Origin of the sequence: Janthinobacterium sp. SUN137 (genome assembly GCF_030587265.1) — a bacterium.
Taxonomy (GTDB): Bacteria; Pseudomonadota; Gammaproteobacteria; order Burkholderiales; family Burkholderiaceae_D; genus Janthinobacterium; species Janthinobacterium kumbetense.
In genome coordinates this window covers 1,528,028-1,541,770 of record NZ_JAPWHZ010000001.1, presented here as the reverse complement: position 1 = coordinate 1,541,770, position 13,743 = coordinate 1,528,028, and the positions used below count along the sequence as shown (strand labels likewise).

12 protein-coding genes are annotated in these 13,743 nt (G+C 63.1%); 3 read left to right on the top strand and 9 right to left on the bottom strand.

The window, feature by feature from the left end; translation table 11 throughout:
* The first annotated feature begins 32 nt into the window (after nt 1–32).
* Nucleotides 33–1,520, top strand: a complete 1,488-nt coding sequence (locus tag O3298_RS07015; protein ID WP_305058855.1) for an aldehyde dehydrogenase — start codon at nt 33–35, stop codon at nt 1,518–1,520.
* Between the two features lie 54 nt (nt 1,521–1,574).
* On the opposite strand, the gene panB is transcribed toward O3298_RS07015, so the two are convergent.
* The 6 genes from panB to O3298_RS06985 all read right to left on the bottom strand — a co-directional run bounded on the left by panB (nt 1,575) and on the right by O3298_RS06985 (nt 6,933).
* Nucleotides 1,575–2,450, bottom strand: coding sequence for a 3-methyl-2-oxobutanoate hydroxymethyltransferase (gene panB / locus O3298_RS07010; protein ID WP_305058854.1), 876 nt, complete (start codon nt 2,448–2,450; stop codon nt 1,575–1,577).
* 120 nt (nt 2,451–2,570) lie between these two features.
* Nucleotides 2,571–3,059, bottom strand: coding sequence for a 2-amino-4-hydroxy-6-hydroxymethyldihydropteridine diphosphokinase (folK, locus tag O3298_RS07005; RefSeq protein ID WP_289903302.1), 489 nt, complete (start codon nt 3,057–3,059; stop codon nt 2,571–2,573).
* A gap of 8 nt (nt 3,060–3,067) precedes the next feature.
* Nucleotides 3,068–4,441 carry a polynucleotide adenylyltransferase PcnB gene (gene pcnB, locus O3298_RS07000; RefSeq protein ID WP_305057301.1) on the bottom strand — a complete coding sequence of 458 codons (1,374 nt, stop codon included), beginning with the start codon at nt 4,439–4,441 and terminating at the stop codon, nt 3,068–3,070.
* The gene (locus tag O3298_RS06995; RefSeq protein ID WP_099668341.1) at nt 4,434–5,105 is read right to left on the bottom strand and encodes an HAD family phosphatase; all 672 of its coding nucleotides are present in this window, start codon (nt 5,103–5,105) and stop codon (nt 4,434–4,436) included. The genes pcnB and O3298_RS06995 overlap by 8 nt, the downstream gene beginning before the upstream one ends.
* Entirely contained in the window at nt 5,105–5,773 is a 669-nt protein-coding gene (hda, locus tag O3298_RS06990) for a DnaA regulatory inactivator Hda (RefSeq protein WP_058048421.1), read from the bottom strand. Before hda ends, O3298_RS06995 begins: the two co-directional genes overlap by 1 nt.
* Before the next feature lie 77 nt (nt 5,774–5,850).
* Nucleotides 5,851–6,933, bottom strand: coding sequence for an AI-2E family transporter (locus tag O3298_RS06985; RefSeq protein WP_305054147.1), 1,083 nt, complete (start codon nt 6,931–6,933; stop codon nt 5,851–5,853).
* Between the two features lie 188 nt (nt 6,934–7,121).
* Here O3298_RS06985 and purM point away from each other — a divergent pair, with 188 nt between their 5' ends.
* Nucleotides 7,122–8,165 (top strand): phosphoribosylformylglycinamidine cyclo-ligase, encoded by a 1,044-nt coding sequence (gene purM / locus O3298_RS06980; protein ID WP_077408694.1) that lies wholly within the window; start codon nt 7,122–7,124, stop codon nt 8,163–8,165.
* 185 nt (nt 8,166–8,350) lie between these two features.
* Here the strand turns inward: purM and O3298_RS06975 are convergent, their stop codons facing one another.
* Complete coding sequence (locus O3298_RS06975; protein WP_305058853.1) at nt 8,351–9,682, bottom strand: MFS transporter; 1,332 nt, start codon at nt 9,680–9,682, stop codon at nt 8,351–8,353.
* 124 nt (nt 9,683–9,806) lie between these two features.
* Nucleotides 9,807–11,423 (bottom strand): GMC family oxidoreductase, encoded by a 1,617-nt coding sequence (locus O3298_RS06970; RefSeq protein WP_305058852.1) that lies wholly within the window; start codon nt 11,421–11,423, stop codon nt 9,807–9,809.
* 162 nt (nt 11,424–11,585) lie between these two features.
* On the opposite strand from O3298_RS06970, the gene O3298_RS06965 reads away from it, so the two are divergent.
* On the top strand, nt 11,586–12,422 hold the full coding sequence (locus O3298_RS06965) for an IclR family transcriptional regulator (protein WP_305058851.1): 837 nt from the start codon (nt 11,586–11,588) through the stop codon (nt 12,420–12,422).
* Here O3298_RS06965 and O3298_RS06960 read toward each other — a convergent pair.
* A complete protein-coding gene (locus O3298_RS06960; protein WP_305058850.1) occupies nt 12,419–13,645 on the bottom strand; it encodes a 6-phosphofructokinase in 1,227 nt (408 codons plus the stop codon). The two genes, O3298_RS06965 and O3298_RS06960, sit on opposite strands and share 4 nt — an antisense overlap.
* Nucleotides 13,646–13,743: the final 98 nt, after the last annotated feature.

The following is a 13,743-nucleotide window of genomic DNA, read 5'->3' as shown; positions in this document are numbered from 1 at the left end:
AAGCTGGCGTTTTCATCTTGCAGGAGACGACCATGACGGAAAACATCAGCTGGCATGCACGTGCCGCAGAGATCAAGATCGATGGCCGTGCCTTCATCAATGGCGAGCGGGTCGCGGCCAAGTCCGGCCAGACCTTCGGCAATCTGTCGCCCATCGATGGGCGTTTGCTGGGACAGGTGGCGCGCTGCGATGGCGCGGACGTGGATACGGCCGTGCAGGCCGCGCGTGCCGCTTTTGACGACCGCCGCTGGGCAGGGAAATCGCCCGCGCAGCGCAAGCGCGTGCTGATCAAGTTCGCCGACCTAGTGCAGAAATACGGTCCCGAACTGGCCCTGCTGGAAACCCTGGACATGGGTAAACCGATCAAATACAGCCAGAGCGTGGACGTGGGAGCTACGGCCAACTGCCTGCGTTGGTATGGCGAAGCGATCGACAAGGTCTACGATGAAATCGCCCCCACCCCTGCCAACAGCCTGGCCCTGATCACGCGCGAACCGGTGGGTGTCGTCGCCGCCATCGTGCCGTGGAATTACCCGATGATCATGGCCGCCTGGAAGATCGCGCCCGCCCTCGCCGCCGGCAACAGCGTGATATTGAAACCGTCCGAAAAATCGCCGCTGACGGCCCTGCGCCTGGCCGACATCGCGCTGGAAGCGGGCGTGCCTGTGGGAGTGTTCAACGTGCTGCCCGGCTACGGCCACGAGGCGGGCGCCGCGCTGGCACTGCACATGGATGTCGATTGCATCGGCTTTACGGGTTCCACGCGCACGGGCAAATTGATCGTGCAGATGGCGGGCCAGTCGAATCTGAAACGGGCGTGGACGGAACTGGGCGGCAAGTCCGCCAACATCGTTTGCGCCGATTGTCCTGACCTGGACAAGGCCGTGGCGGCCGCCGTCGGCTCCATCTTTTTCAACCAAGGCGAAAGCTGCAATGCGCCCTCGCGTTTGTTCGTGGAAGAATCGATCAAGGACGAATTCATGGCCAAGGCATTGGCTATGCTGCCCCGCTTTCAGCCGGGCGACCCGCTCGATGAAGCCACCGTCATGGGGGCGATTGTCGACGCCACGCAGATGAAGACCGTGATGGACTATATCGCTTCCGGCAAGCAGGAAGGCGCGCAGCTGCTGGGCGGCGGCGAGGCCGTGCGCCTTGATACGGGGGGCTACTATGTGCAGCCCACCGTCTTCGGCGTGGACGCCGGCATGACGATCGCGCGCGAAGAGATATTCGGGCCCGTCTTGTCCGTGCTGGGCTTTACGGATATTGCCGAGGCGGTGAAACAGGCCAACGCCACGCCGTACGGCTTGCAGGCGGCCGTGTGGACCTCCGACATCACCAAGGCCATCCAGACGGCGCGCGCCCTGCGCGCGGGCACCGTGCACGTCAACCAGTACGACGGCGACGATATCACCGTGCCGTTCGGCGGTTACAAGCAGTCGGGCAACGGGCGCGACAAATCATTGCACGCGCTGGACAAGTACACGGAGTTGAAGACGACGTGGATACAGGTGGGGTAAAGCGAAGCGCTGTCGGCCTGGCGCGCAGCGCGCAGGCCGACAGGCGGAATGACATCAGAAGCAGTGTTCCAGCGCCGGGAAGCTGCCATCCTTGACGGCTTTGACATAGCCGATGACGGCGTCGTCGATGCTGGCCGCGCCTTCCATGAAGTTGCGCACGAAGCGTGCCTTGCGGCCTGGGAAGACGCCCAGCATGTCGTGCATGACGAGGACCTGGCCCGAGCAATCGGGACCGGCGCCGATGCCGATCGTGGGGATCGTCAGCATCTCGGTCACTTCCTTGCCCAGTTGCGACGGCATCGCTTCCATCAGCACGATGGCGGCGCCCGCGTTTTGCAGCGTCAGCGCGTCGTTCTTCAGCTCCGTGGCGCTTTCCGTGCTCTTGCCCTGCACTTTATAGCCGCCCAGCTGGTGCACGAATTGCGGCGTCAGGCCGATGTGGGCGCAGATGGGGATGCCGCGCTCCGTGAGGAAACGGACGATCTCGGCCAGCCAGGCGCCGCCCTCGATCTTGATCATGTGCGCGCCAGCCTGCATCAGGATGACGGCGTTGGCATAGGCTGTCTCGGGCGTGCCATAGGCGCCGAACGGCAGGTCGGCGAGGATCATGGCGGACTTGCTGCCGCGCGCCACGGATGCCGTGTGGTAGGCCAGTTCGGCCACGGTGACGGGCAGGGTGGAGCTGTGGCCGTTGCAGACCATGCCGAGCGAATCGCCGATCAGCAGGATTTCCACGCCGCAGCGGTCCATCAGGGACGCGAAGCTGGCGTCATAGCAGGTCAGCATGGTGATCTTTTCGCCGGCGGCGCGCAGCGTGGCCAGCGTATGGATGGTCACGGCCTTGTTGACGACAGGCTTGGATGGCGCCGGCGCCGGTGTGGCGGCCTTGTCTTTGGCGGCCAGATCTGTTCCTTGCAAATAAGCGGACATAGGTATTCTCTAGAGTGAAAGGGGGTGATGCGATTGCGACGCCGCTAGTGTAGTACTTTATGCGGCGTGCTGCAGGAGCGGCATTGTAGAGGATGGGAGCGAGATGGGTCAGAGCCGGGGTCAGAGCTGGCTGATGGCCTGGTCGGCCACGCTTGCCAGGTAGTCCTGCGCCGGGCCGAGGCCGGGCACGACGATGGCTGGCGCCAGGGCCAGCAGCGGCACCAGCACGAAGGCGCGCTCGGTGATGCGCGGATGCGGCACCGTCAGGGTGGCGCTGGCGATCCGTGCATCGCCATACAGCAGCAAGTCCAGGTCCAGGGTGCGTGGAGCGTTACGGTAGGGCCGTTCGCGCCCGTGCGCCGCTTCGATGGCGTGCAGGGCTTGCAGCAGTTCCTCTGCCGGCACGGTGGTGCTGATGCGCGCCACGGCGTTGATGTAGTCGTCGCCGCTCGAATCGATGGGCGCCGTGCGGTAGCTGGCCGAGGCGTCCAGCAAGCTGGCGCCGGGCAGGCGCGCCAGGCGCGCCAGCGCATCCTGCACATTGGCGCGCGCGTCGCCCAGGTTGGCCCCGATGCCGATATAAGCGATAACTTCCGTTGCTGTCTGCATGGCTGCGTTTACTCGCCGCTGGTGCTGCCGGTGGTCGAGCCGCCCGTGCCCGTCTTGCTGCGCGTGCTGCGGCGTGGCGGACGTTTCTTCTTGACGGCGCCCGGCGCGGCATTGGCGCTGACGAGCAGCGCTTCGCGCGTTTCCTCGTCGCCTTCGTAGAAGGCCGTCCACCATTCGCCGATGTCCATGTCGATCTCGCCCGAGGCGCAGCGCAGCAGCAGGAAGTCGTAGCCGGCGCGGAAGCGCAGGTGTTCCAGCAGCTTGTACGGGGCCTTGCCGACCCTGCGCTCGAAGCGCGGCTGCATCGACCAGATGTCGCGCATGTCGGAACCGATCTTGCGCTGCAAGGCCAGTTTTTCCGTTTGCGAATCGAGCACGTCGTCGGCCGCCAGGTGCAGCGCGGGGATGGTCGACTCGCCGGCGGCGCGGTAGGCCGTCCATTTTTCCAGCACCTGGTGCCACAGCAGCGAGGCAAACAGGAAGCCCGGCGAGACGGTCTTGCCGGCGGCGATGCGGGCGTCTGTGGCGTCCAGCGCCAGGGTGACGAATTTCGCGCCCAGCGGCTGCTCCAGCACCACGTCGAGCAGCGGCAGCAGGCCGTGATGCAAGCCTTCCTTACGCAGTTGCTGCAGGCAGGCCAGCGCGTGGCCGCTCATCAGCAGTTTCAGCATCTCGTCGAACACGCGCGGCGCGGGCACATTGTTGATCAGCGGCGCCATGATGGGAATCGGCGCGGCCGTGTGCGGCTCGATGGTGAATTTCAGCTTGGCGGCGAAGCGCACCACGCGCAGCATGCGCACGGGGTCTTCGCGGTAGCGCTCTTCCGGCTTGCCGATCATGCGCAAGGTCTTGGCGCGGATGTCTTCCACGCCGCCGTGGTAATCGAGCACTTCCTGCGTGGCCGGGTTGTAGTACATGGCGTTGATGGTGAAGTCGCGGCGCAGCGCGTCTTCGTGCTGCAAACCGAAGGTATTGTCGCGCAGGACGCGGCCGTGTTCATCCTTGGGCGCGGAATCGGCGCCGGCGCCGCGGAAGGTCGTCACTTCCAGCAAATCCTGGCCGAACATCACGTGCACGATCTGGAAGCGCTTGCCGATGATGAAGGCGCGGCGGAACAATCGCTTGACCTGTTCCGGCGTGGCGTTGGTGGCGATGTCGAAGTCTTTCGGTTTGACGCCCAGCAGCAGGTCGCGCACGGCGCCGCCGACGACAAAGGCCTCAAAACCCGCTTCCTGCAAGCTGCTGGTGACGCGGATGGCATTCGACGACACCAGTTTCGGGTCGATTCCGTGTTGCGCAGGACCGAGCACGATGGGTGCCGTGGTGTCGCGCGCTGCCTCTTTTTTAACGCCGAGGATCTTGCGGATGAATTTTTTAATCATTGAATAAGTGGAGTGATGGCCAGCCGTGGAGGGATGCGTGTGCGCTCAAAGCGGTATTGGGATTGGTCGCGACAGGGTGTGTCACGACCGACAGCAAGGGAATGTCGTTGTGCGAATCGCTGTAAAAATAGCTGCGCTCGAACTGCCCCAGTTCCTTGCCCATTTTTTCCAGCCAGGCATGGGTGTGGGTCAGCTTGCCCGCGCCCAGGGTCGGCGTGCCCACCAGCTTGCCCGTGACATTGCCTTTGTCGTCATACTCGGGCATGGCGGCCAGCAGGTGTTCGACGCCCAGCGCATCGGCGATGGGTTTGGTGATGAAATGGTTGGTGGCCGTGACGATGGCCAGCAGGTCGCCCGCGTCCTGGTGCTGTTTCAGCAAGGCCACGACTTCGGGGCGGATGGCCGGCATGACCACTTCGGCCATGAATTGCTTGTGCAGCGCTTCCAGGCGTTCGCGCGGAAACTGCGCCAGGGTGCCGAGCGAAAATTCCAGGTATTCCACCGGATCGAGCGTACCGGCCTGGTATTGCGCGAAAAATTCGTCGTTGCGGCGGGTGAATTCGGCGGCGTCCACGGCACCGATGCGTACCAGGAATTCGCCCCACTCGTGATCCGAGTCGATGGGCAGCAGGGTGTGGTCGAGGTCAAACAGGGCCAGATTCATCATTCTTTCGCTTCCGCCTGCAGCAACTCGCGCAACAATGGCAAGGTGATCGGGCGTTGGGTTTCAAGGGAGTAGAGGTCGAGAGAGTCCAGCATCGTCGACAGCGAACGCATGTCGCGCCGGAAATGGGACAGCAGATAGGGTAACACGCCGGGCGACAAGGTCAAGCCGCGGGTGGTGGCCGCCTGGGTCAGGGCGGCGATTTTTTCATCGTCGGTCAAGCCGTGGATTTGATAGATCAGGCCCCAGCCCATGCGCGTGCGCAAGTCTTCGCGCACGGGCAGCACGGCCGGCGGCACGGCGCCGCTGCATACCATGAACGCCTTGTTGGCGCGGATTTCATTGAACAGGGCAAAGGCATCGATCTGCGCCAGCGGCGACAGCTTTTCGCAGTCGTCGAGCAGGTACAGGTCGACGTCGGGCGAATACACGAATTCGGACTCGATCGAGAATGGCGAAATGTAGCGCGCGCGCTCGGTGCTGGCCAGGGCCTTGAGCAGGTGGCTCTTGCCGGCGGCCAGTTCGCCCCACAGGTAGGCAAAATGTTCGCGCGAAGTGCGCGCGGCGAACTGGCGCATCAGCTGCGCCACTTCGGCATTCTGTCCCACCTCGAAGGTATCGAGGCTGTGCGCCTGGTCTGTGCCTAAATCGAGCACCAGTTGTTTCATGGCGTACGCCTTGTCCTGTTTTTCATTACTGCTTGTGCATCATTGGTATTGCCAGGTTGATATGATATCCGCTTTTATTATGCATTATAGAAGGTGCTGGACAGGTAGTGGCGTCTTAGATGCTTAAAAGCGACCATCAACACGGCAGAAGCGGGTAAAGCGAGCAGTACGCCGACGAAACCAAACAGTTGCCCGAAAGCCAATAAGGCGAAGATCACGGCCAGCGGGTTCAGGCCGATGCGCTCGCCCACCAGGCGCGGCGTGAGGAAAAAGCCTTCGATGACCTGGCCGCAGCCGTAGATGACGGCCACGGCGATCACGCCGCTCCAGTCGGCGAACTGCAGCAGGGCGGCGATCAGCGCCAGCATCAGCCCCAGGCCGAAGCCCAGGTAGGGGATGAACACCAGCAAGCCCGTGATGATGCCCACAGGCAATGCCACTTCGAAACCGGCGATGGCCAGCGCGGCCGAGTAATACGTGGCCAGCACCAGCATGACGAGCAGTTGGCCGCGCAGGTATTGCGCCAGCAGGGTGTCGACTTCCTGCGCCATGCCCACCGTGCGGCCCACCCAGCGGCGCGGCACGGCGCCGGCGATGCGCGCCAGCATGGGATGCCAGTCCAGCAACAAATAGAACAGTACGACGGGAATCAGCACCACGGTGGCCAGCCAGCCCAGCACGGCCGTGCCGCCGATACGGGCCGAGGCCAGTACTGTGCTCCAGATTTCATCGCCGCTGGTGGCCATCTGCTGGCTCAGCATGCGCTTGATGCCCGTACCATCCAGGCGCACGCGGATGCCCAGGTCGCGCAGTTTCGGCGCCAGGAACTCGTTGGCCTTGCTGAGAAACTGGGGAATCTGCGCCTGCAGCAAGGGAATTTCCTTCTGCAGCACGGGCACGACGATCAGCACCAGCGCCGTAATGGCGAGGAAAAACAACACTACGACGACCAGCACGGCCAGCGGACGGGGCAGGTAAAAGCGCTTGTAGTGCAGGCGTTGCAATCGGTCCACGCCGGGATTGAGCACGTAGGCGAGGATGGCGGCGGCCAGGAAGGGCGTCAGGATGGGGCCCAGGCTGACGAGCAGCAGCAGGAATGCCAGCCAGACCGCGATCCAAAATGCTGTTTGCTTCTGTTCGGCGGTGATGGCGAATGGCATGGAGTTTGTACTGTTGCGTTAAAAAAAGGCAGTTAATTACGAAATGGCGGGGCAGTTTGATAAAATAGCGACTTGATCGACCGAATTCACCCGCTGGCGCCCTGCCGCACGATGTTGAAAAACATGCTTGCGCGCGCGTGCCGGCGGGTATCCGCCTTCTATTTTACCGCCTCCGCTGCCACCACACCATGAACCAGACTTCTAATGTTTCCCTTTCCTACCGTGACGCTGGCGTCGATATCGACGCAGGCGACGCTTTAGTCGAAGCAATCAAGCCGTTTGCCAAGCGCACCCTGCGCGAAGGCGTGATGGGCGGCCTGGGCGGTTTTGGCGCCATGTTTGAAATCAGCAAGAAGTACAAGGAACCGGTGCTGGTCTCGGGCACCGACGGCGTGGGCACGAAATTGCGCCTGGCATTCGAACTGAACCGCCACGACACGGTCGGCATCGACCTGGTCGCCATGAGCGTCAACGACATCCTGGTGCAAGGCGCCGAACCGCTGTTCTTCCTCGATTACTTCGCTTGCGGCAAGCTGGACGTGGCCATCGCCACCGACGTCATCAAGGGCATCGCCCAGGGTTGCGAACAAGCGGGCTGCGCACTGATCGGCGGCGAAACGGCGGAAATGCCGAGCATGTACCCGGCTGGAGAATACGACCTGGCAGGTTTTGCCGTCGGCGCCGTGGAAAAATCGAAAATCATCGACGGCACCAAGATCGCCCCGGGCGACGTGGTGCTGGGTCTGGCTTCGTCGGGCGTGCACTCGAATGGTTACTCGCTGGTGCGCAAGATTATCGAAGTGGCAAAACCGGACCTGGAAGGCGACTTCCATGGCCGCAAGCTGGCCGACGTGCTGATGCAGCCGACGCGCATCTACGTCAAGCCATTGCTGGCGCTGATGGACGCCATGGAAGTCAAGGGCATGGTGCACATCACCGGTGGCGGCCTGGTGGAAAATATCCCGCGCGTGCTGCAGCCTGGCCTGGTGGCCGAGCTGGACTCGAAATCGTGGACCATGCCACCGCTGTTCACGTGGCTGCAACAGCACGGCGGCGTGGCTGACGCCGAAATGCACCGCGTCTTCAACTGCGGCATCGGCATGACCGTGATCGTCTCGCAGGAAAACGCGGACGCCGCCATCGCCCAGCTGCAAGCGGCCGGCGAAACCGTCTCGCGCATCGGCACCATCCGTGCCCGCGTGGGCGACGAGCATCAAACCATCGTTATCTGATCGCACCTGACCAAACCTACTGCGCGCCGCGCTTTGCGGCCTGCGATGCTCACCGTACTAGAGTACGGTTGCGCTTCTTAGCCACAAATCACTGGCGCTCGCTACGGTTTTGTCAGGCGCTGTGGCGTTCGTAAGAAAAAAGCAGGCCTCTTTGAGAGCCTGCTTTTTTTATGCCAGTTGCCAGCTTACCTTGCGTGCGCCGGCTTCATGTGCCCATCCGGCTGCGAGCCGCCCCTGCCGATCATGGCCACGCTGACGGCCGAGACGAGGGACGCGAACAGGATGTAGCCGACGATGTGCCACGGTTCGCCATTGCCCGTCTTCAGCAGGTAGGTGGCGATGATGGGCGTCAGGCCACTGGCGAAGATGCCGGAGAACTGGTAGACGAAGGAAATGCCCGTGTAGCGCACCTTGGCGTCGAACAGGTCGCAGAACAGGGCCGCTTCCGGGCCGTACACGGCCGAATACAGCACGCCCAGCGGGATGATCACGGAACACCACAGCAGCAGCGGATTGTCGGCGTGGTTGAGCATGATCCAGAAGGCGGGGATGGCCGACACGCCCGTGATCAGCGAACCCCAGAAAAACACCTTGGTGCGGCCGATGCGGTCCGACAAGCGGCCGAAGAACGGGATGCAAAAGCACATTACGACGGCGGACGCCATCACGCCCATCAGCGCTTCCGTGCGGGCGATCTTGATGGTATTGGTCAGATAGGTGATGGAAAACACGCCGAAGATATTGAAGAACACGCCATCGATATAGCGCGCGCCCATACCCTTCAAGACATTGCCCGGGTAGCGTTTCAGCAGGTCGAAAAACGGAATCTGCGTCTCCGCGTTCTTTTCCTTGACGGCCTGGAATTCCGGCGTTTCCATCACGTTCAGGCGTATCCACATGCCGATGAAGACGAGGGCGGCCGACAGGATGAAGGCCACGCGCCAGCCCCAGGACAGGAATTGCGCATCCGTCAGGCTGTACGACAGAACCGCCACCACGCCGGAGGCGAGGCACAGGCCGATGGCCAGGCCGATCTGCGGCAGGCTGGCGTAAAAGCCGCGCTCCTTCGGCGGCGCATATTCATACGCCATCAGCACGGCGCCGCCCCATTCGCCACCGAGGCCGATGCCCTGCAGCACGCGCAGGAACAGCAGCAGGCCGGGCGCCCAGTAGCCGATGTGGTCATACGTGGGCAGTACGCCGATCAGGAAGGTGGAGATTCCCATGATCATCAGGGTCATCACCAGCATGCTCTTGCGGCCGATCTTGTCGCCAAAGTGGCCGAAGATCACGCCGCCGATGGGGCGCGACAAAAAGCCCACGGCGAAGGTGCCGTAGGCCAGCATGGTCGAAACAAGCGGATCGCCGCCCGGGAAGTACAGCTTGCTGAACACGATGCCGGCGACGACGCCGTATAAAAAGAAGTCATACCACTCGATGGTGGCGCCGATCACGCTGGCCATCACGACTTTCCGTAGCTCTTTGGCTTTTTTCGGATTGTTCGGATTGTTATCCATAATATCTAGTCTCCAATCGATATCGATTATGTGTTTTTTGATGCTGGGTTGCTTGCCGAGTCATTGGGGGCGGGCCGGTCTGTCCGCCGTTGGCATCCTCCTTGCTGGGAATGGAGCGGGTGGGTCAGGCCGCCTGCGGCAGCCGCACGGCGTCCGCCAGGATCATGTCGGCCGCTTTTTCCGCGATCATGATGGTGGGAGCGTTCGTGTTGCCCGAGACGATTTCCGGCATGATCGACGCATCGACCACGCGCAATCCCTGCAAGCCGTGCACGCGCAGGCGGTCGTCGACGACGGCCATCGCGTCATGGCCCATCTTGCAGGTACCGCTGGGGTGGTAGATCGACTGGCTGAAGCGCCGCGCCGCATCCAGCAGTTCTTCATCCGTCTCGAATTGCGGGCCGGGCACGAACTCGGCAATGATGTGCGGCGCCAGCGACGGCGCGGCGGCGATTCTGCGCGCCACGCGCAGGGCGGCGATCGCCGTGCGCTGGTCGCGCGGGTCGGACAGGTAGTTCGGGTAGATGCCCGGATAGGCGAGCGGGTCGGCGGACTTGATCGACACGTGGCCACGGCTGTGCGGGCGCAGCTGGCACACGGACGACGTAAAGGCGGAAAACGGATGCGCGCCTTCGCCCGGCTTGTCGGCGCTCAGCGGCTGCATGTGGAACTGGATGTCGGGCCGCTCCACCTCGGGCGAGGATTTGGTAAATACCGTCACCTGGCTGGCCGCCAGGGTCAAGGGCCCGGAGCGCGAAAACACATATTGCATGCCCACCCACAGCTTGCCCCACAGGCTGTTGACTTCATCGTTCAGGGTTTTCAAGCGCGTCTTGAAGACGAGGCGGATTTGCAAATGGTCTTGCAGGTTCTGCCCCACGCCGGGCAAGTCGTGCACCAGCGGCACGCCGACTTCCTCGAGCAGGGCGCGCGGCCCTACGCCCGAGCATTGCAGGATTTGCGGCGAGCCGATGGCGCCCGCGCATAAAATCACTTCGCCGCTGGCGCGCGCCTGGCGCAGCTGGCCATCCTGCCGGAATTCGATGCCGACGGCGCGCTTGCCCTCGAACAGTACGCGCGTGATTTGCGCCCGCACTTCCACGCGCAGGTTGGCGCGCTTGCGGGCCGGCCGCAAGAAGGCTTTCGCCGTGCTCCAGCGCAAACCCTTGCTGGCCGTCTGCTGGAAGTAGCCCACGCCTTCCTGCGTGGCGCCGTTGTAATCGGCATTGAAGGGGATGCCGCTTTCCGTGGCGCCGGCAATAAAGTGTTCCGCGATGGGGCGGCGCAGGCGTAGGTCCGATACTTTCAAGGGACCGCCCACGCCGTGGTAATCGCTGGCGCCCCGTTCCTGGTCTTCCGATTTTTTAAAGTAGGGCAGTACCTCGGCAAAGCTCCAGCCAGCGTTGCCCAGTTCGGCCCAGCGGTCGTAGTCCTCTTTCTGGCCCCGCACATACAGCAGACCGTTGAGCGAGCTGGAACCGCCCAAGACCTTGCCGCGCGGCCATTGCAGCTGGCGCCCGGCGATGCCGGCGTCCGCTTCCGTGCGGTAGCACCAGTCCAGATTCGGGTCGTGCATGGTCTTGAAATAGCCGACCGGCACGTGGATCCAGGGATTGTTGTCCTTGCCGCCCGCTTCCAGCAGCAATACCTGATTGTTGCTGTCGTGCGACAGGCGGTTGGCCAGCACGCAGCCGGCGGAACCGGCGCCGACGATGATGTAATCATAGTGTGTTTGCAACATTGCTCTTGTCTCCTGCGTTGCGGTAACGCTTGCCTCGGCGGGCGGTTTTTGCGATACACTGGTCTTTATTGATTATTTTTGGAACTTCTTGTTCCATTTATAAAAGACGTGCAGCACCGGGACAAGCGGAAACAGCCGCATACGCGAGAGGTGAAACAGAACATGCATGATGCGTTTCAAAAACGGCCGGCCGAGGCCGAAGAAGGTAGCCAGCCGGCGTCCAGCACGGCGGCCAGCCATGGCGACGAGGCGCGGGGCTTGCGCGTGCTGCGCCTGATCGAGCACCTGGCCAGCGCCAGCCAGCCCTTGACCCTGTCGCAACTGGCCGCGCGCATGCAGGTGCCCAAGGCCAGCATGATGCGCCTGCTCGATACCCTGGAACAACATGGTTATGTGCTGCGCACGCCCGTGGGACGCGGCTACGTGCCCGGTGCCGCTTCCACCAACCTGGCGCTGGCCACCCTGCGCAACAATGCCCTGATCCGCGTGAGCCGCAGCATCCTGGGCAGCCTGGTGGCGGCCACGGGCGAGACGTGCAATCTGGCGATTCCCGAGGGCAATGCGATCGTCTACGTGGACCGCGTGGAAACGCAGGAACCGCTGCGCCTGCACCTGGTGCTGGGCACGCGCGCGCCCATGCATTGCACGGCGAGCGGAAAATTATTCCTGGCGCACATGAATTTGCTGGAGCGGCGCGAGTTGCTGGCCATGCTGACCCTGCAGGCGCGCACGCCGAAAAGCATCACGGACCCCGTGCTGCTCGAGCGCGAGATCGTGCGCATCGCCCGCCTGGGCATCGGCATCGACGACGAGGAATTCGTGCATGGCATGGTCGCCGTGGCCGTGCCCATCTGCGCGGCCGACGGGCGCATCGTGGCGGCCGTCGCCTGCCACGCGCCCGTGGCGCGCAAGTCCGTGGAGCAGCTGCTGCAGCACGTGCCGCAACTGAAGGACGCGGCCGTCAAGCTGCGGCCGCTGCTGCTGGCGGAAAACAGCTAGGGTTTCAAGACCTTGGCCACCTTCGCCGCGCGCAGGCGGAAGGCGTCCGGCATGCCCGAGCCCAGCAGCGGGCGCAGGTACAGCCGGAAAGCATCCGTCACGTCCGTGCCGCTGGCGCTGATGAATTCGTCTTCCATGGTGCGCGTCTTGCCTGCCACGTCCGTCAGGGGCAGCAACTCGTAATCGACGGAATAAAAACCCGTGCGCTTGATGGCGACGGAGCCGTCGCGCTCGCCCCACATGGCGAATTGCACGGCCTTTTCACCCACTTCGCGGGCTTCGCGTTGATCTACATCAGAGACGCAGCCGATGAAGGAGCGCTGCAGATAGCCGAAGGTATCGCCGCGCACGCGCTTGATGCCCAGTTTCGCCTTGATCTCGTCGCACAGCAGGTCGGCCAGCGCGCCCGTGCCGGACAACTGCACGTTGCCGTGCGCATCGCGCTCGACCGCATTGCCCGCCTGTGTGGCCAGCAGGCTGGCGATCGGCTCGCCTGATGCATCGTGGATGCCTTCCGACACGGCGATCACGCAGCGGCCATGTTTTTCATACATGGCCTTCACGTCGGCGAGGAATTGATCCAGCGCAAAGACACGCTCGGGCAGGTAGATCAGGTGCGGGCCATCGTCGGGGAACTTCTTGCCCAGCGCCGAGGCGGCCGTCAAAAAGCCCGCGTGGCGGCCCATCACCACGCCCACGTAGACGCCGGGCAAGGCCGCGTTGTCGAGGTTGGCGCCGGCGAACGCTTGCGCGACGAAGCGCGCGGCCGAGGGAAAACCGGGCGTATGGTCGCTGCCCACCAGATCGTTGTCGATGGTTTTCGGGATGTGGATGCAGCGCAGCGGATAGCCGGCCTTATGCGCTTCCTCGCTGACGATGCGCACCGTATCGGACGAGTCATTGCCGCCGATGTAAAAGAAATGCTCGATTTCATGCGCGCGCAGCACTTCGAAGATTTGCTGGCAGTAGGCGATGTCCGGCTTGTCGCGCGTGGAGCCGAGGGCCGAGGAGGGCGTGGCGGCCACCAGTTCCAGGTTGTGGCTGGTTTCCTGCGTCAGATCGACGAATTCTTCATTGACGATGCCGCGCACGCCATGCAGTGCGCCATACACGCGCGTGACGTGTTGAAAGCGCCGCGATTCGAGCACCACGCCCACCAGCGACTGGTTGATGACGGCGGTGGGGCCGCCCCCTTGGGCGACAAGAATTTTTCCAGACGGCATGGGATTTCCTCGTAAATGGAACGGCCCTCCAGCCTACTCCTTTTTTGCCGGGGGGCTGTCTTTTCCGATATTCCTGTCGCGGAATTTCTCCATTTCAT

Excerpts from the sequence above, each read along its gene's own strand:
- O3298_RS07015 (WP_305058855.1), top strand. The coding sequence starts at position 33 with ATGACGGAAAACATCAGCTGGCATGCACGTGCCGCAGAGATCAAGATC.
- panB (WP_305058854.1), bottom strand. The coding sequence starts at position 2,450 with ATGTCCGCTTATTTGCAAGGAACAGATCTGGCCGCCAAAGACAAGGCC.
- folK (WP_289903302.1), bottom strand. The coding sequence starts at position 3,059 with ATGCAGACAGCAACGGAAGTTATCGCTTATATCGGCATCGGGGCCAAC.
- pcnB (WP_305057301.1), bottom strand. The coding sequence starts at position 4,441 with ATGATTAAAAAATTCATCCGCAAGATCCTCGGCGTTAAAAAAGAGGCA.
- O3298_RS06995 (WP_099668341.1), bottom strand. The coding sequence starts at position 5,105 with ATGAATCTGGCCCTGTTTGACCTCGACCACACCCTGCTGCCCATCGAC.
- hda (WP_058048421.1), bottom strand. The coding sequence starts at position 5,773 with ATGAAACAACTGGTGCTCGATTTAGGCACAGACCAGGCGCACAGCCTC.
- O3298_RS06985 (WP_305054147.1), bottom strand. The coding sequence starts at position 6,933 with ATGCCATTCGCCATCACCGCCGAACAGAAGCAAACAGCATTTTGGATC.
- purM (WP_077408694.1), top strand. The coding sequence starts at position 7,122 with ATGAACCAGACTTCTAATGTTTCCCTTTCCTACCGTGACGCTGGCGTC.
- O3298_RS06975 (WP_305058853.1), bottom strand. The coding sequence starts at position 9,682 with ATGGATAACAATCCGAACAATCCGAAAAAAGCCAAAGAGCTACGGAAA.
- O3298_RS06970 (WP_305058852.1), bottom strand. The coding sequence starts at position 11,423 with ATGTTGCAAACACACTATGATTACATCATCGTCGGCGCCGGTTCCGCC.
- O3298_RS06965 (WP_305058851.1), top strand. The coding sequence starts at position 11,586 with ATGCATGATGCGTTTCAAAAACGGCCGGCCGAGGCCGAAGAAGGTAGC.
- O3298_RS06960 (WP_305058850.1), bottom strand. The coding sequence starts at position 13,645 with ATGCCGTCTGGAAAAATTCTTGTCGCCCAAGGGGGCGGCCCCACCGCC.